Origin of the sequence: Fusobacterium sp. DD2 (assembly GCF_018205345.1) — a bacterium.
Taxonomy (GTDB): Bacteria; Fusobacteriota; Fusobacteriia; order Fusobacteriales; family Fusobacteriaceae; genus Fusobacterium_A.
Genome location: NZ_JADRHM010000001.1, coordinates 1 through 16,459 on the forward strand (window position 1 = coordinate 1; position 16,459 = coordinate 16,459).

A 16,459-nucleotide genomic window follows, 5' to 3' on the forward strand; every position below is an offset into this window, starting at 1 on the left:
AGTATAAATATTCATAAAAATTAAATGATTAAAAATTAAACAGGAGGTAAAATGTTAAGCATTTATGATAAAACCGGAAAATATAAAATAACACTTAATTATACAAAAGAAGAATTTAAAACCAGTTGGTATCTCGATTGGACAGAGGGAGATTTAATATCAGAAACAAAATTAACTAACCCCATAATCGACGGTGGTATGATCAGAGAAATGACTAGGGAAGAAATGGTACAAAACGATATTGAAGTTTCATTGGTAGATGGAGAATACATAGAAAATAAGAAGATAAAAACTGTTGAGAAGCCAAACAACAAACCATACTGGAATTGGAATGGGAAAGAGTGGATTTTCGATGGACAGAAGGGAAAAGAGAATTATTATAAACAGATAGATGATATTAAAGCCCAGAGACTTGCATATGGATTTGATTATCAAGGTCATCGCCAAAGGTGTAGAGATAAAGATGTAGCTTTCATGGTAGCTACTATCACTGCACTTCAAGCTGCACTAACTCTAAAAAAATCAAAAGAAATAACTTGGTATTTTGAGGATAACTTTGGAGTGAAAATGAAATTAGAAGATATGGCTACATTACTACTTTATGGTACTTCATTTATACAATCAATTTATGACACAGAGAATTTCTTTAAAACAGGGGAAGTTAAAGAAATATCTAGTGAAATATTTGAAGCTAAAAGAAGAGATGTACATAAAAAATTAGTTGGCTAAGACTAATTAAAAGTTACAAAAGAATGTTATTTATAACTTTTAAGATAAAACTTGTGATTAAAAAAGCAAAAATGTTATTAAATCAATAGATAGTGTTATTGAAATGATTTAAGGAGGAGTACATGGCTGAATTTAATAAAAAAAGCAAAAGTAATTTAATTGGATTACACCCACAACTAGTAGCCTTTGCAGAAGAATTATTATCAGTTTCACCATATTATTTTATCATAACAGCAGGAGTTAGAACAGCTGAGGAACAGAACAAATTATATCAACAAGGAAGAACCATTCCAGGTAAAAAGGTAACTAATTGTGATGGATATAAATATAAGTCTAATCATCAAGTAAAAAATGATGGATTAGGATATGCTTTTGATATTGCAATTGTACTAGGAAATAAACTTAATTGGGATCCAGCTAAATATATAGAGTTAGTGAAATCAGCAAGAGGGCTATTAGCTAAATTCAATATAGAATGGGGTGGAGACTGGAAAAATTTTAAAGATTATCCACATTTTCAACTTAAGGAGGGAAAGAATGAGTAATAAAATATTTTATATTGGAACAGGTATTTTGGTATTAGTTGTAGTTGCATTAGTAATATTAAAATTTGTATTTAAAAAACAAGGTAAGATTTCTAAAGAGGAAAAAGTTACAGCATTATTAAATAGACTTGCTTATTATGCAGTATGTATTGCAGAAACAATATATAAGGACGGAAATGGGCAAAAAAAATTAGATGCTGCCACAAAAATAATAAGAAGTAAAATACCATTAAGTTTGTCAGATTTGATACCTGATGAAATGATACATGAATATATTGAAAAAGCCTTAGATACATTGCAAGTTGTTTTTAAAAGTAAGAAGAATGATGAAATCAATATGCTTGATAAAATAATAGATGTAGCATCTAAATCTCAAGATACAAAAGCTACTTTAGAATTAGTAAAAAATATGAGAGATAGCAAAGGATACGTAGAAGGATATGCTGAAGGTCGTACAAACTTTCACGGAAAGACTGAAGGAGTTATAGGAGTTAAAGCTGGAATGAAATTATAAAGGAGGCAACTGTGGATGAGCTTAATCAAATAATTGAAATTGCAAAAGAAGTAAGCAAAGCAGTGTTTAATATAGTAAACTTAATCCTTGGTGGACTATTATCTATTGTTTTTTGTATTACAGGTGGACAGGATGAACTCGTAGCTACCCTTGCAATAGTTATGCTCACAGATTATATATCTGGGATAATAAAGAGCATCATAACAGAGAAAACAAATTCTCGGATTGGTATTAAGGGAGCATTAAAAAAAGTTATGATGATATTAGTTTTAACTGCAGTTTGGAAGGCAGACCAAGTATTAAAAGGACCAATTCAATTCAAAAATATAATAACATGTATTTTTATAGGGAATGAAGTGATAAGTATTATAGAGAATGCAATAATAGCAGGTATTCCTATTCCAGATTGTTTTAGAAAACAACTTGAAAAAAGATTTGAGCAGATTAGGAATGACAAACAAAAATAGTACCAAATATAGATAAGGGAGTCTCAAATGAGGCTCCTCTTATTATTTAATACTAATAAACCATTGATAGATATACGTTTTATACATATTAATGTAAATGTAGTATTAGGTACTATCAACTCAAGCTGACGGTAGAACAATCTATAAAAAATAATAAATAATATAAAAAACAGGGCTGTTGCAAATTTCTAAAAATATAATTCTCTAAGCTATCAATAGTTTCTATTTATATTGCTTACAGAAAGAAAATTTGAAACTCACTTCGTTCAGACATTCAAATTTTCAGTATTCTGTTTCGCTTCATAAATTACGCAACTATTTCTAATGCCGAGAATTTTATTTTTAATCATTTTAGAAATGCAACAGCCCTTATTTTTTACTTAAATAGACCAGAGGCTTTATTTTTTAGGAATTCTTTAGTTGCAGTATCAACCATATCCTTCCAGCTTGAAAATTTAGTAAATTGTTGAATCTTATCATTTAAAAGGTCAAGATTCTTTTCAATCTCATCTACACCAGAGATGTTACATTTTTTTAGAAGTTCCTCAAGAGTAGCAACATTTGTATACTTACTCATAAAGTCACCAGTAAAAAGTTTGTCAAAAGGTATTTTTTCATCTTTTCCAAGAGCATTTAAGGCAGCTCCGCCTAATTTCATAAAATCCATATCTTTCCTCCTATTTGCTTTTTATTAAATTATAACGTGTTTTATCTAATATAGCAACCTGAAAATAAAAAACTGCACCATTAGAAGTTCTATGCATGATGCAGTAAATTATTCCTATTTGAATTTAGTGTCCAATTCTCTTGTTTCACCATTTTCATCTGGTTTTAAAGTGAATTCAGATTTCATTTTCTTAATAAATGTTCCCATTTCATCAGCGCTTCCAACTATTCTGTTAAAAATAGCAAGATACTCAGTAATAATAGGGTTATTCATATCATAAGGATATCTCATAAGATGGTCAATCTCACTCCAAGCCTCTTCGAAAACTGTACGTACCTGAATCTCTACAAGAATCTCATCTTTTTTAGTTACAGGAACTCCAATAAGGTAGTGAACAGATCTGTAACCGTGGTCTCTTACAATTATCTCACAATTCATATCTGCAATACTCTCTTGAAGTTGAAGTACGTTATAGTCTCCACGTCTTATATTTATTTGAGGAGTCTCTCTTATTTCCCAAAGTCCTAATATTTCGTGATGAATGTTTTTCCAGTCATCTTTAAAAAGATGAAGAACTCTAATTCCTATAAGGTCTGTAACAATCTCTTTATATGTATCAACAGATATTCCTCTATCAAGATATTTTCTACCTTTTCTTATTATTTTTTCAATCAGATGCTTAGGTTTTTTTACTCTTCTTCTCACTGAGTGAGCACTTGATAAATCAATAAGTTTTGAAACAATATATTCAGCTTCTTTTTCTAATTGAGGGACAATACTGACATAGTCAGCATATATCTTTTCAAGTTCTTCCCATTCAAGTCCTGTTGCATCAAAATATTCTTCATCAATAGAAAATTCTTTAAAAAACTCATCTTTATCGAGTAATTTCAATATTCTTCCACCTCTTAATACTATTTTTCTATTTTTTCAAGTGTTATAGTAACTGTCTTTTTATAGCAAGTTATTCTATTCTTAACATGTGATAGTTCCATCTCAGTAATTGGTTCTTTAATTTTTATAGTTTCTTTTAAGTCAAAATTAATACCACGAATATCCAGTTTATGAATATTTGTAAAGGTAATAAAATCACCTGCTTTAATATCCATTGTGTTATCTATTCCAAAATTAATCCATGTATCAATCTCTTTTTTCCCATGGACAAATTGGTCAAGAAGATAAAGTGTATAGAATGAGATAGGTGTTTCAGAAAAATTCTTACTTCTGTTTAACTTGTATCTCTTACTTATCTTTTCGTATATAGAGACAGCATTTTCAACTATTGTAAACTTACGGTACTGAAACAAATTCTCAAATGAGATCTCAGCTTTTAAATCATTGATTTCAAAAGAGATTACCTCACCTGAGAAAATCTTCTTAAATGTTTTAGCAACACTAGAAAGTCTACTGTTCTTTAGTTTACTGAATATTTCATATTTAAAATAGTCACCCTCTTTTTTAAGAGTGTCTTTATCAAAGAGACCAACACTTAAAGCAAGCTTGAATTCTCTTGTTTTTAATTCAACCATTTTAAATTTCGGATAACTATGTATTTTTACTCCTACATTATATAGTGTAAAATCTCCAATATTTACATTTGTATTAGCAAGGTTAACTGTTTCATCAATGCTAAGATGAGAAGACACATTGCTCTCCTCTATTGGAAATGTATTTAATTTTAAAGAGGTAAATTGTATCTGTAAACCTGTTTCAATTCCTGGAGCTAAAGGCAATTCAATAGTTTTAGGTAATGAATGGAAATTAGAAGGAACCTTTTCATCAATAAATTCTGTTTCACTGATGATTTCCATTCTTGTTTTTTCAGCCTCACGTTCAGGTATTTCTTCATTAGATATTCTAGAAGAACTACATTCCTCTGTAACCTCTTCTTCTGTTGTTACCTCTTCTTCAATTGTAACATCTGTATCCTGTTCATCTTTTATCTCTTCATCTGTTTCCTGTTTAGGTTCTTCTACTACCTCTTTTACTGCTTCTTCTGTTATATTGTCATTGGTTTGAGGAATATCTTCTTTTGTCTCCTCTTCAAGGACAACCTGTTTTTCTTCTTCAATTTGCTCTTTTATTTCATCTTCGTCATACTGAAGTGTCAGAGGGTATGAAAAACCTCTTATTTCGGTAGTATCACCATCAGCTGTATCACCAGATACTACCATACGAACTTTTTTTCTGCTAATTCACCCTCAATTCTTGAAGATTTCTCTCTGAAAAAATCTATAAATTCAGTTGTGTCTGCAGAAATAAGTTTCACATCGTATTTTCCTATAAATTCAGCACTTTTACTGCTGATTATAGAACTATAACTTACAATGTAAATAGGTTCATGTTCTTTTAAAGGTTTTAGGATAAAATCAAGAATATCAATTAAGTCAGAATCTTCAAGATTAACTCCTAAAAACAGCGTAGGATAATTTTTGAATTCCTCTCTAATACTATTGAAAAATTCTTTGTAAAATCCTAAAACTTTAAGCTTTCTTATATCCTGGCTAGATATAAAAATGTTATTCATCGACGTTATATCCCCAAAGATCTTGTAATATTTAATCTGATCGGAAGTTGGAATAGATTTTTCCAACGGTGTAATTCTAGCTAGCATACTAGAGAAATTTGTATCTAAAACAGTGTCAAAATTTATAGAAAAAATATTTTGAAAGTAACCAGAAGTCAAAATATCTTTATATATATCAAGGCTAGTATTGAATCTGTGACCATAATTTTCTCTAATCTGTCTTATCAAATTGACTTTAGTATCAATAACTGCATCAAGATAAGCTTGAACAATATCAGCAAGAGAATTCATATCTTGAACGTAACTTTTAGCTGGTTGTTTAATTTCAGATAAGATGGCTTCAGTTATATCATTTCTAGTAGGATATCCAGAAATTTTGTTTAAAAAATCACCAACAAATAGGTTGAATTTTTGCTCTTTGTCAAACTTATCAAAAAAACTTTTCATTTCTTTCACCTGCCTCCAATTCTATTTTATAAGTTCGTTCAATAATAGTATAACTTAAATTTAGCAAATAAACAACAAAAAAAGCTAAAAAGTAAAGATTTTTATAAAAAAAAGTGTTACAATAAACTTAAGAGGTGAGACGATGGGATTTATTATTTCTTTATTCAGGGATTATATAGTATTTATAAACATTATATTTCTTTTGATTATTATATTATTGGAACGTAAACGTCCAGTGTTTACACTTTTCTGGATAACATTACTGGTACTGGCCCCATATTTGGGATTTATTCTCTACTTATTTTTTGGACTCAGCTTCAGGAAAAAGAGAGTTGTAAATGAGTATTATAAATGGAAGTTTTTATATGATCAGGATATTATTAAAGATCATAAATTTAAAGATGTTATAAAATGGGAGCACACTATTACATATTTGCAGGTTGCATGTAAAAATAAACTTACCAATATGAACAGTACAGATATATTTATTGAAGGTAATGAATTCTTTAACTCAATGAAACAGGATCTTGAAAATGCCAAAGAATCAATATTGATGGAATATTTTATTTTCAGGTATGACAATCTTGGAAAGAGCATAGTGGATATTCTTGAGAGAAAGGCAAAAGAGGGAGTAAAGATTAGAATAATAGTAGATGGTGCAGGTGGATATAGCAGAAAGATGTTGAGACGTCTTCGTAACTGTGGTGCTGAAACAGGAGTTTTTTTTCCATCACATTTTCCACTGTTTAAAATTGCAAATCTAAGAGCGAATTATAGAGACCATAGAAAACTTTGTCTGATAGATAGTAAATTAGGGTATATTAGCGGATTTAATATAGCTGATGAATATATTGGAAAAGGAAGACTTGGTAACTGGCGTGATACAGGGCTTAGAATATTAGGTGAAGCAGTTATAGAGCTTCAAAAAGAGTTTTTCTTTTCATGGAGTATTGTTAAAAAGCAAAATATTACAGTTAATAAAGAGTATAAATATTATGACGATGTATTGCAGGATCTGAAAGATAAGGGACGTATAAGTGAACACATTCAGGTAGTAAGCAGTGGTCCAAACTATCAGTTTAGAACTATAAGAGATAATGCACTTAAGATGATAATGCAGGCAAAAGAGTATATCTATATTCAAACACCTTATTTTGTACCAGATGATACAGTATTAGATGCACTTAAAATGGCGGCTCTTTCTGGAGTACAGATAAAGATAATGATACCAGATAAGCCAGATCATATGTTTATATATTGGATTAATCAATACTTTGTAGGAGAACTTTTAGATTTAGGAGCAGAGGTTTATAAATATAACAATGGATTTATACACAGTAAATTAATCATTGTTGATGATGAGATAATCACAACTGGTACTGCTAATTTTGACTGCAGAAGTTTTTATCAGAACTTTGAAATTAATGTAAATATATATGAAAAAGAGATTGCAGTTAAATTTAGAAATATATTTTTAAAGGATATAGAAAATAGTGATAGACTTCTTAGAAGTGAGTACAGCAAGAGAAGTTTATATATAAAATGTAAGGAATCAATATGTAGACTTTTATCTCCAATTATGTAAATAGAAGGGAGAAAATAAATTATGGTAGAATTTCAGAAACTCTCTAATTTCTTTTTTGAATTTATAGAGAGTGATATTAAGTTTATTGGGGACTTTTATTATGACCTTCATATTCATACTACTGCGTCAGACAGCTTTATAAAGCCTGAATTCTTAGAAGGATTTGTAAGGGATAAGAGATATCTTATTGCAGTAACCGATCACAATGAGATACGTGGTGCTGTCAGAGTCAATGAATTAGGTGTAAATAATGTTCCTGGTTTGGAATTAGGATGTGAAGATGGTTTTGAGATGCTTGTGTATTTTAAGAAAATGCAGGATCTTGAAGATTTTTATAGAAGAGAGGTTGAACCTTATAAGAATATAAAGAGAATGGCTAAGACTCACAGAGATATCTATGAGTATCTAGAAGCCTTAGAGGAGTATAACTGCCATAAATCTATTCCACATATATGTGGTTTAGTACAGAAGAACTTTATTAAGAATAAACCATATATTCATGATATTTTAGAGAGAACAGATTCTGTAGAAACACACAATCATGCACTTTCAGAAGTAAGGAATATGGTAGCTACAAAACTTAGAGAGGATTATGATAAAACTGCAACCTTTGGAAGTGATGCACATATTTTAAGAGATCTCCTTTCATATTACAGATATTCAAATTTAGAACTTAAAAAAGGGGAAAAGGTTATAGACTATCTGTATAAATTAGGTAGTTTAAGCGGGATTGGACAAAAACATATTATGCATATGCTCAAAAAACATGAGGAGTAAAAAAAGTACTTTTAAAATTTTAGAATATGTTGTATAATGTTCAAAGTGATCCCGTAGCTCAATTGGATAGAGCAATTCCCTCCTAAGGAATAGGCTGTGTGTTCAAACCACATCGGGATCGCCATTTTTTTATGGAGGCAATTATGAAATCTAAATGGATGTTATTTTTGTTTTTGCTACTGATGATAGGATGTACATCATCTTATAATAGAGGCTCTGTTTCAAGAAGGTATGCTAAACTTGATAGAAAACTTGATCAGCTTATGGATGATGAGATTGATGAAGATAAAAGATCAGAACTTGAACAGGAGTTTAGAGAGTTTTCAAATGGGATGATGAGATATAAAATTGAAAATCATGAAGAGGATACAGGTTATCTAAATGAGTATATAAAAAAAGCTGGAATAAGGCTTGAATATTTGAAGGATTTAAAGGATTAAGATAAAAAAGACATTTTTTAATGTCTTTTTTTTATTTAATGTGATTTAATAAAATGAAATTGGGCCTATATATTATTAAAAAAATTATATATTCCACTTAAATACAGTTTAATTTATTCGTGATTTGAAAAATAAATACTAAAAAAATACAAAAACTATTTTAAAAATGAAGCGAATGTGGTAGAATTGTATTGTAACAAAAACATCATCACGGGGGGATTTCATGAAAGAGGTTAGGATTAAGGCAAAAGATTCAATGATTTTAGAAAATAAATTTTACGTAATAAAAAAAGGTAAAATTTTAGTGGAAAATATTTTTCCAAATGGAAAAGTGATTGCAAATGAGCATTGGCTTAGGGCAGGTGAGTTTGTTGGAGACCTGTTAAGTTATTATCACATGAAGAAGATTGAGGTTCCAGATATAGAGTTGGAGATAAAAGCATTAGAAGACACAGTTTTGCAAGAGGTTGACTTTGATATTGAGGATATTAAAAATAATAAATTTATGGATAAACTTTTGTTAAGCCTGATGAAGATACATATATTTCAACTTTTGTACCACTTTTATGACACTAAGGGATATATACTTACTTTGCTGAAATTATACTCTGATAGTAATAATGTTATCTCAAAGGATGAGTTTAATGTGGAACATTTTAATATAAGTAAAAGCCAATACTATAATGTTTTTTCTAAATTAAAAGATAAAGGGTATGTAAAAGAGGAAAAGAAAAAGATTTTTCTCAATGTAGATAAGGCAGATGAGTATTTAGAAGGTTTTTATTAGATAGAATTTTATAGCTGATTATTTTCATTGACACTCCTCAATATTTAGTTTAAAATACTTAGATGACTAATATATTGGGGAGGTCTTTTTTTATGGAAAAAAACAATCTAAATGAGATATTGGATTTTAATCGTAAGTTTGTAGAGAGTAAAGAGTATGAAAAGTATAATACAACAAAGTATCCTGATAAGAAAATTGCAATTGTTTCCTGTATGGATACAAGGCTTACAGAGTTATTGCCAAAAGCTTTAAATCTTAAAAATGGAGATGCTAAGATTATAAAAAATGCTGGTGGAGCAGTAGTTCATCCATTTGGAAGTGCTATGAGAAGTCTTTTAATATGTATCTATGAGTTTGATGTAAAAGAGATATTTATAATTGGACACTATGACTGTGGAGTAAGTAATATAAATACTGAGACTATAATTGAAAAGATGGAAAAAAGAGGAATAGAGAGCAATACTTTACATATAATCTCTAATTCAGGAATTGAAGTAAAAGACTGGCTGCATGGTTTTGACTGTGTAGAGCACTCTGTGATAGACAGTGTAAATAAAGTTAAAAATCATCCATTGGTACCAAAAGATGTAGTGGTTCATGGACTTATAATGGATCCAAAGACAGGAAAAGTAGATGTTGTTGTCAATGGATTTGAACACAGATAGGAATACGGAGGAAAAATGATACTATTATTTATAAAGGGAATAATCATAGGAATAGCTAATATAATACCAGGTGTTTCTGGAGGAACTCTTGCAGTGGTATTAGGAGTATATGACAAGCTTACAGAGGCAATAGGGAATTTTCCTGTTGTTCCTTTAAAGAAAAAAATTGAATATGGAAAATTTTTAGCTAACATTGGGATAGGAGCTGGAGTTGGGATAGTTTTATTTGCGAAACTTATAGAATTTTCAGTTACAAATTATCCTAAATTGACAGCTGGAATATTTACACTTCTTATTGTGCCATCAATACCATATATTATAAAAAATGAGGATAAAAAAAATGGAAAAAATATAACATTTTTTACAATTGGAGCTTTAGCAGCACTTGTATTTGTACTTGCTGACTACTTCTACGGAGGTAAGACAGAGCCAGGAGAGCTTGCTAATGTAATCACTTTTGGATACATGATAAAGCTTTTCATATGTGGTGGAATTGCAGCAGGGGCTATGATAATCCCTGGAATATCTGGCTCTATGCTACTTTTAATGCTTGGAGAATACTACAATGTTCTGGGATTTATCAATAGATTTGTTAAGGGTATTGTGCATATTGGAAGTTACTCATCTCTTATGGATGCTGTAAATAATCTGTATTTAATTCCAATAGCAGCATTTGGTATAGGAATTTTAGTAGGTCTTGTTGTTATTGCTAAGCTTATAAATATGCTTCTTGCAAAATACAGAAGTAGCACTCTATTTTTTATAACTGGAATAATTGTAGTGTCAATATTTCAAATATGGATAAATATATTTAAATAGGGGGATGAGATGAAGAAAGGTTTTTTTCTGATCTTTTTATTGCTGATCTGCTCAACTGTTGTTTCAGCCACAGCAAGTTGGTATGGAAAGGGATTTGAAGGAAAAGTATCAGCAAGTGGATATATTTATACTTCAAATCAGCTTACATGTGCCTCAAATGATCATCCTTTTGGGACGGTACTCAAGGTTACAAATAAAAAGAACAAGAAATCAGTAGTAGTTGTTGTTTTAGACAGAGGTAATTTTAAAAAGAAATATGGAAGAAAGATAGATTTGAGCAAGGATGCTTTCTCTAAAATAGCAAAATTGCCAGAAGGGTTGATAAAGGTTGATGTTGAGGTATTAAGTAAAAAGAATGCTTTTAAATATAAGCATGGAAAACCACAATTTACCAGAGATGAGTATGAGTATTATATAAATGATATAGAGATATAAAATAAGGTTGTTGCAAATCTGTAAAAATATAATTCTCTAAGCTATCAATAGTTTCTATTTATTTTGTTCACAGAAAGAAAATTTGAAACTCACTTCGTTCAGACAGTCAAATTTTCAGTATTCTGTTTCACTGCATAAATTACGAAACTATTTCTAATGCCGAGAATTTTATTTTTAAAATTTTAGAAATGCAACAACCTTTTTTTAAACAGTTTTCTTTTCTAAATTCAGTAAAAATTCCTTAATTCCAAGGCCACCAGCATACCCAACTAACTTTCCATTTTGCCCAATAACTCTATGGCATGGAATAATAATTGGAATGGGATTTTTATTATTGGCATTGCCAACTGCTCTGCAAGCCTTTTCATTTCCTATTTTTACTGCAATATCCTTATATGAAGCAGTAGTGCCATATGGAATCTCAAGAAGAGCATTCCACACTTTAAGCTGGAAATCTGTTCCATGAGGAATGAATTTCACAGAGAACTCTTTTCTTTTTCCCTTTAGATATTCCTGAATCTCCTTGGCACACTCTTTTATAAGTGGTGTTTCCTCTTTTTTACCCTCACCTTTTGTCTTACCAAAATCTATTCTACAAATATAATCTTCATCCTGAAATATAGTGATATCACCTATTAAAGTTGAATAACTAGAATATAACATCATTTCTTGAAATTATAAACTCTACTCTTCTGTTTTGAGCTCTTCCAGCAGCAGTTTCATTAGATGCTACAGGACTTTGTTTACCATATCCTTCAATAGATATATTGCTTCTGTCTACACCTCTATTTGCAAGATAATTTTTAATAGAATATGCTCTTCTCATAGAAAGTCCAAGGTTATACTGATCTGTTCCTATATAATCTGTATGTCCGTTAATTTTGATTTTAATATCTTTATTCTCTTCAAGAGCTTTAGCAAGAGTATTTAAACTTCCCTTAACTCCTTCTTTAACCTGTGTCTTGTCAAAGTCAAATAGAATTGCTTCAGGCATTGAAAGAACTAAATTGTTTCCCTCTTTTTTAATTGTTACACCAGCCTGATTGAAAACTATAATCTCTTCAAGAGGTTTTTTCTTTGAATTGATATCAGTTAGAACGTATGAAGCATCACCTTCCTCTATGTCAATTTCTCTGATGTTTTTGTCAGTTGATGCACAACCACCTAGTAAAAATGTTGTAATACCTAAAATAAGAAGCAGTTTTTTCATGTAAATAAATCCTCCTTTAAAATCTATAATAAATTTAATTGAATATAACAAACATAACATTGTCTTGAGCTCTTTGCTCATTTTGTTTTTTATTTGGAGTCTTAATCATCCAGTCAAATAGGAATTTTGCATGCTCTTCAGTAGTACGTATACATTTTCTTGTACCTGTAAATGTTCCTAAAGTTGTCTCTTTCTGTTTCATAAAGAACTCTTTATTGATCTCTTCATCATAGTTGATAGGAGTACCGTGAAGATATCCACCACCAGAGAATCTGATAGCATATCTTGCATACCCTTGTTTATCTCCACCCTCTCCGTTATATGGCATTACATATTTAGCCATTGGAGCTATATAGAATCCTTTTGGTGTTTCAAAACCTAATTGGCTTTCAATACCAGTTTTACTATATACATAAGAGATAACTTCCCATCTTCCATTATTTTTTTCAAATACAATCATATTTTGGTTTGCAACGTCAATTGCAACTACCTTTGTAAAATTATCTTTTACTTTTGGATTTGTTGATATAGAAGAGTTAGAGATAATAAGCTCCTCTTTTATACTTGCAACTTTTACTTTAGAAGTAGTTTTTCCTTTTTCAATTATTGCTAGAATTGATCTGTCTGGAATATAGATCTCTTCATTAGTATCTACTGCTTTACCAATTATACTTTGGTCAAGTGATGTTCCATATTTATCCTTCTGTCTTTTGAAGTTTTGGTTATTAGGATTTGGAACATAAGAGTTTGTACTTGCAATCTCTCTTCCTAAAGCTTCCTGTGTTTTAATAAAGTTTTGAAGTTCATCAATTTTATCTAAAGCCTTTTGGAATCTGAAGATTCTCTTTCTAACAAGGTTTCCAGATATATATCCCTCTGTACCTTTTGCATCTCTTACATGATACCATATATTACCGTAATCATATATTTTTTCCAGAGCGATTAATTTTGTGTTATAATAATACTTAGAGACAATCTTACCTTTTGTAGATGGTAAATCTCTTAAATTAGCAACTCTTGATCTGACAAATACATAATCCAAAACTTTTGGATGTCCACCTGCGTATTTTTCATTGATGATAATATTGTCAGGTATCTTGTTGTCATATACAGCAATTGTTGACCAGTCATTTTGACCATTGAAGGCAAAAAGACTTACACTTGATAAAATAAACATTTTGATTAAAATAAATTTTAAGTATCTCATAATCCCACCTATACAATTAGTTTTTCCTTAATTTGATTATACTAATTGTAACATTAAAAGGTGTACTATTCAAGAAAAATAAATTGAGAAAATAAAAGGAATTATTAAGTGAAAGTAGAATAAAACTACGTTACACTTGAAAGGGGGAAAAGATGAAAGAAGAAAATGTTGATGCTTATTCTGAAGTGAGTAAATCCATTGGAAAAATAGCAATTTTTGGAGCTTTATCCCAAGATGAGCTAAAAGAAATAATCTCTTCCATGACACTGAAAAAATATGAAAAAGGTGATGTGATATTTAAACAGGGAGGGTCACCTGAGTACATAAATATAGTTGAAGAGGGATCAGTGAAACTTGTGAGAGATGAAGATGGGAAGGAACAGTTAGTTCACGTATGTATGGAAGGGGAATCATTTGGAGAAACAGCTCTTTTAGGCATACTTCCCTATGCAATAAGTGCTGTTGCTGAAACTGAGGTTTTTGTATTGCAGATGTCAAAGTTTGCATTTCATGATCTTTCTAAAGAAAATCCTAAACTTTTCTCAAAATTTTTGCTGAATATTACAAGAGAGATATGCAGGCATAACTATGTCTGTGAGAAAAGTCTGGCAAAAGAGATAGAAGAAAAAAATAATTGCTTAACAAAATTGAAAAATAATGTATAATAGATGTAGAAATTAACTTGTTGGAGGTTTAAGATGAAAAAATATGTTTGTGAAGTATGTGGATACGTATATGACCCAGCAGTAGGAGACCCAGAACATGGAATAGCTGCAGGAACACCTTTTGAACAACTTCCTGAGGATTGGACTTGCCCACCTTGTGGAATAACTAAAGATCACTTTTCACCTTTAAAAGAGCATGATACTGCTACTAAAGGACTTTATGTTTGCGAAGTATGCGGATATGTTTATGATCCAGCAGTAGGAGATCCAGAACATGGAATAGCAAAGGGAACTGCATTTGCAGAGTTACCAGAAGACTGGACTTGCCCTCCATGTGGAGCAACAAAAGAACATTTTTCAAAAATGAAATTCTAATAAAAAATCGGACTTTTCAGTCCGACTTTTTTATTTTAAGATAGTTTCAATAATTCTCATAAAGTTTTCGTAAGCTATTTTTCTAATCTCTTTCTCTTTGTAACCTCTTTTACGAAGTTCCTCTATTACATTTTGAGCCTTTGATGCATTTTCAAGACCCAATGGATTAGAATCCAGATCTTGTCTATCTTTATGTAGATATTCACAGAAATCAAAACCTAAAGCTACATGGTTAATTCCAGCAAGGGAAACCATATAATCAATATGATTTACATAGTTTTCCATATTTTTCTTATTTTCATCTTCTGATATAAAATTTCTAAATGCGTTTATACCGATTAAACCATCTCTTTGAGCTATTGCTTTGATTTGGGCATCTGTCAGGTTACGTGGATGGTTGCAAAGTGTTTTAGCATTGGAATGAGATGCTATAAAAGGTTTTGTAGCTATATCATAGATGTCCCAGAATGTTTTTTCATTGGTATGAGAGCAATCTACAATCATACCAAGCTCTTCAAGTTTTCCTATAGCCTTTTTACCAATCTCTGTCAGACCTCTTTTTTCATCACCTTTTACTCCAGTAGCAAGGGCATTTTCTTCATTCCATGTTAAAGAAGCGTGTCTAAATCCCATAGAATAAAACATATCAAGCCAGTCAAGATCAGTACCTATAGCTCTTAATCCTTCAACTCCCATTAGAACATTAACTTTTTCCTCTACAAGACCTCTATTAAAATCTCCACGTTTCTTTATAATATTAAAAAGGTCTGGGTTGTTTTGAATTTCATGTGCTGTAGCTGCAAGCATCTGTATCATCTGCTTTTCATCATCAAGGTCATCTTTATGCTCTAAATATGCAATAAAGATTCCCCCCATGATTTTACCAGCCTTAAATCTTTCTAAATGACAATTTTTAAAGATATTATCCATTCCAGTTTGTCTTTTCTGTGCAACATCATACCAAATATCAGCATGTCCATCAAATATTCTCATCTCAAAGACCTCCGTTGTAATTAAAAGAATCTGATTTCTGCAGTGGCCTCATACCATGGTCCCTGTTCATCTTCACCAAGTGTTACGATAAATTCAACCTGTACATCTTCCAATGTGAAACCTACTGAGTTTAGTTCCTCATCCTGGAAGAATGATATTTTTTTAAATTTTGTATTTTCAATTCTTTCAGCAATATCCTCACGTGTTTCTGCAAGTTCTACTAAATCCTCTTCAATAGAGAATCCTCTCTTTTCAAATTCCTCAGAAATAGTATGAAGTTTTTTTCTTAATTTTTCAGATAACATTTATCCTCCTAAGTTTTATTATTTAAAAATAGATATTAATTTTTTGTAACTTTTAATAATAGAAAGTAAAAACTTAATTTTTTTTATTTCAAATGGAATTTTTTTAAGTGATTTTTCCATTTGTAATTCAATCTCTTTTTCAGTAGGTATCTTTTTCAAAGTTTTCTCCTTTCATCTCTTTATTTATTATTATATAAAAATTGAGGATTTAAAACAACTGTTTTTTATATGAGATAAAAATTACTAAGGAAAAGTAAATATGATTAAATTTAAAATTTAAGTTGAAAAAGATAAAAATGT

22 protein-coding genes, 1 tRNA gene and 2 pseudogenes are annotated in these 16,459 nt (G+C 30.3%); 15 read left to right on the plus strand and 10 right to left on the minus strand.

Annotation, left to right across the window (positions count from 1 at the left end; all coding sequences use genetic code 11):
• Window positions 1–51: 51 nt before the first annotated feature.
• The 4 genes from IX290_RS00005 to IX290_RS00020 all read left to right on the plus strand — a co-directional run bounded on the left by IX290_RS00005 (window position 52) and on the right by IX290_RS00020 (window position 2,255).
• Window positions 52–729 carry a penicillin-binding protein gene (locus IX290_RS00005; protein ID WP_211491169.1) on the plus strand — a complete coding sequence of 226 codons (678 nt, stop codon included), beginning with the start codon at window positions 52–54 and terminating at the stop codon, window positions 727–729.
• Between the two features lie 122 nt (window positions 730–851).
• Window positions 852–1,274 carry a M15 family metallopeptidase gene (locus IX290_RS00010; RefSeq protein WP_211491170.1) on the plus strand — a complete coding sequence of 141 codons (423 nt, stop codon included), beginning with the start codon at window positions 852–854 and terminating at the stop codon, window positions 1,272–1,274.
• Entirely contained in the window at window positions 1,267–1,788 is a 522-nt protein-coding gene (locus IX290_RS00015; RefSeq protein WP_211491171.1) for a hypothetical protein, read from the plus strand. The genes IX290_RS00010 and IX290_RS00015 overlap by 8 nt, the downstream gene beginning before the upstream one ends.
• 11 nt (window positions 1,789–1,799) lie before the next feature.
• Window positions 1,800–2,255, plus strand: coding sequence for a phage holin family protein (locus IX290_RS00020; protein ID WP_211491172.1), 456 nt, complete (start codon window positions 1,800–1,802; stop codon window positions 2,253–2,255).
• A 376-nt stretch (window positions 2,256–2,631) separates the two neighbouring features.
• Here IX290_RS00020 and IX290_RS00025 read toward each other — a convergent pair whose 3' ends face one another.
• The 4 genes from IX290_RS00025 to IX290_RS00040 form a co-directional block, all read right to left on the minus strand.
• Entirely contained in the window at window positions 2,632–2,922 is a 291-nt protein-coding gene (locus IX290_RS00025) for a hypothetical protein (RefSeq protein ID WP_211491173.1), read from the minus strand.
• A gap of 114 nt (window positions 2,923–3,036) precedes the next feature.
• On the minus strand, window positions 3,037–3,816 hold the full coding sequence (locus IX290_RS00030; protein WP_211491174.1) for a GTP pyrophosphokinase: 780 nt from the start codon (window positions 3,814–3,816) through the stop codon (window positions 3,037–3,039).
• Window positions 3,817–3,836: 20 nt separating this feature from the next.
• A complete protein-coding gene (locus IX290_RS00035; protein WP_211491175.1) occupies window positions 3,837–5,096 on the minus strand; it encodes a hypothetical protein in 1,260 nt (419 codons plus the stop codon).
• Window positions 5,090–5,896, minus strand: coding sequence for an SIR2 family protein (locus IX290_RS00040; protein WP_211491176.1), 807 nt, complete (start codon window positions 5,894–5,896; stop codon window positions 5,090–5,092). Before IX290_RS00040 ends, IX290_RS00035 begins: the two co-directional genes overlap by 7 nt.
• Window positions 5,897–6,038: 142 nt before the next feature.
• Here IX290_RS00040 and cls point away from each other — a divergent pair, with 142 nt between their 5' ends.
• The 8 genes from cls (at window position 6,039) to IX290_RS00080 (ending at window position 11,404) form a co-directional block, all read left to right on the plus strand.
• Entirely contained in the window at window positions 6,039–7,481 is a 1,443-nt protein-coding gene (gene cls, locus IX290_RS00045; protein WP_211491177.1) for a cardiolipin synthase, read from the plus strand.
• Window positions 7,482–7,502: 21 nt separating this feature from the next.
• The gene (locus IX290_RS00050; RefSeq protein ID WP_211491178.1) at window positions 7,503–8,258 is read left to right on the plus strand and encodes a PHP domain-containing protein; all 756 of its coding nucleotides are present in this window, start codon (window positions 7,503–7,505) and stop codon (window positions 8,256–8,258) included.
• 47 nt (window positions 8,259–8,305) lie between these two features.
• Window positions 8,306–8,382, plus strand: a tRNA-Arg gene (locus IX290_RS00055).
• 19 nt (window positions 8,383–8,401) lie between these two features.
• Window positions 8,402–8,698: a hypothetical protein gene (locus IX290_RS00060; protein WP_211491179.1), complete on the plus strand. Its 297-nt coding sequence runs from the start codon at window positions 8,402–8,404 to the stop codon at window positions 8,696–8,698.
• A gap of 223 nt (window positions 8,699–8,921) precedes the next feature.
• Window positions 8,922–9,485, plus strand: a complete 564-nt coding sequence (locus IX290_RS00065; protein WP_211491180.1) for a hypothetical protein — start codon at window positions 8,922–8,924, stop codon at window positions 9,483–9,485.
• A 92-nt stretch (window positions 9,486–9,577) separates the two neighbouring features.
• Entirely contained in the window at window positions 9,578–10,150 is a 573-nt protein-coding gene (locus IX290_RS00070; RefSeq protein WP_211491181.1) for a carbonic anhydrase, read from the plus strand.
• A gap of 15 nt (window positions 10,151–10,165) precedes the next feature.
• The gene (locus tag IX290_RS00075) at window positions 10,166–10,969 is read left to right on the plus strand and encodes a DUF368 domain-containing protein (RefSeq protein WP_211491182.1); all 804 of its coding nucleotides are present in this window, start codon (window positions 10,166–10,168) and stop codon (window positions 10,967–10,969) included.
• A 9-nt stretch (window positions 10,970–10,978) separates the two neighbouring features.
• A complete protein-coding gene (locus IX290_RS00080; RefSeq protein ID WP_211491183.1) occupies window positions 10,979–11,404 on the plus strand; it encodes a septal ring lytic transglycosylase RlpA family protein in 426 nt (141 codons plus the stop codon).
• Between the two features lie 204 nt (window positions 11,405–11,608).
• Here the strand turns inward: IX290_RS00080 and IX290_RS00085 are convergent, their stop codons facing one another.
• Genes IX290_RS00085 through IX290_RS00095 form a run of 3 tightly spaced genes read right to left on the minus strand, consistent with a single transcriptional unit; the run spans window position 11,609 to window position 13,821 of the window.
• Window positions 11,609–12,070, minus strand: coding sequence for a methylated-DNA--[protein]-cysteine S-methyltransferase (locus IX290_RS00085; RefSeq protein WP_211491184.1), 462 nt, complete (start codon window positions 12,068–12,070; stop codon window positions 11,609–11,611).
• A complete protein-coding gene (locus IX290_RS00090) occupies window positions 12,054–12,614 on the minus strand; it encodes an OmpA family protein (protein WP_211491185.1) in 561 nt (186 codons plus the stop codon). The genes IX290_RS00085 and IX290_RS00090 overlap by 17 nt, the downstream gene beginning before the upstream one ends.
• A 34-nt stretch (window positions 12,615–12,648) precedes the next feature.
• Window positions 12,649–13,821, minus strand: coding sequence for an SH3 domain-containing protein (locus IX290_RS00095; RefSeq protein WP_211491186.1), 1,173 nt, complete (start codon window positions 13,819–13,821; stop codon window positions 12,649–12,651).
• 152 nt (window positions 13,822–13,973) lie between these two features.
• Between IX290_RS00095 and IX290_RS00100 the strand changes: the two genes are divergently transcribed.
• The 3 genes and pseudogenes from IX290_RS00100 to IX290_RS11555 all read left to right on the plus strand — a co-directional run.
• Window positions 13,974–14,486 (plus strand): Crp/Fnr family transcriptional regulator, encoded by a 513-nt coding sequence (locus IX290_RS00100; RefSeq protein ID WP_211491187.1) that lies wholly within the window; start codon window positions 13,974–13,976, stop codon window positions 14,484–14,486.
• 33 nt (window positions 14,487–14,519) lie between these two features.
• Window positions 14,520–14,678, plus strand: a pseudogene (gene rd / locus IX290_RS11550) (rubredoxin); the annotation flags it as partial.
• A 27-nt stretch (window positions 14,679–14,705) separates the two neighbouring features.
• Window positions 14,706–14,861, plus strand: a pseudogene (locus tag IX290_RS11555) (rubredoxin); the annotation flags it as partial.
• A 30-nt stretch (window positions 14,862–14,891) separates the two neighbouring features.
• On the opposite strand, the gene IX290_RS00110 reads toward IX290_RS11555, so the two are convergent.
• From IX290_RS00110 to IX290_RS00120, 3 genes are read right to left on the minus strand one after another with little or no spacing between them, the layout of a single operon-like run.
• Complete coding sequence (locus IX290_RS00110; protein ID WP_211491189.1) at window positions 14,892–15,854, minus strand: dipeptidase; 963 nt, start codon at window positions 15,852–15,854, stop codon at window positions 14,892–14,894.
• 20 nt (window positions 15,855–15,874) lie between these two features.
• On the minus strand, window positions 15,875–16,159 hold the full coding sequence (locus IX290_RS00115) for a hypothetical protein (protein WP_211491190.1): 285 nt from the start codon (window positions 16,157–16,159) through the stop codon (window positions 15,875–15,877).
• 18 nt (window positions 16,160–16,177) lie between these two features.
• A complete protein-coding gene (locus IX290_RS00120; protein WP_211491242.1) occupies window positions 16,178–16,318 on the minus strand; it encodes a hypothetical protein in 141 nt (46 codons plus the stop codon).
• Between the last annotated feature and the right edge of the window lie 141 nt (window positions 16,319–16,459).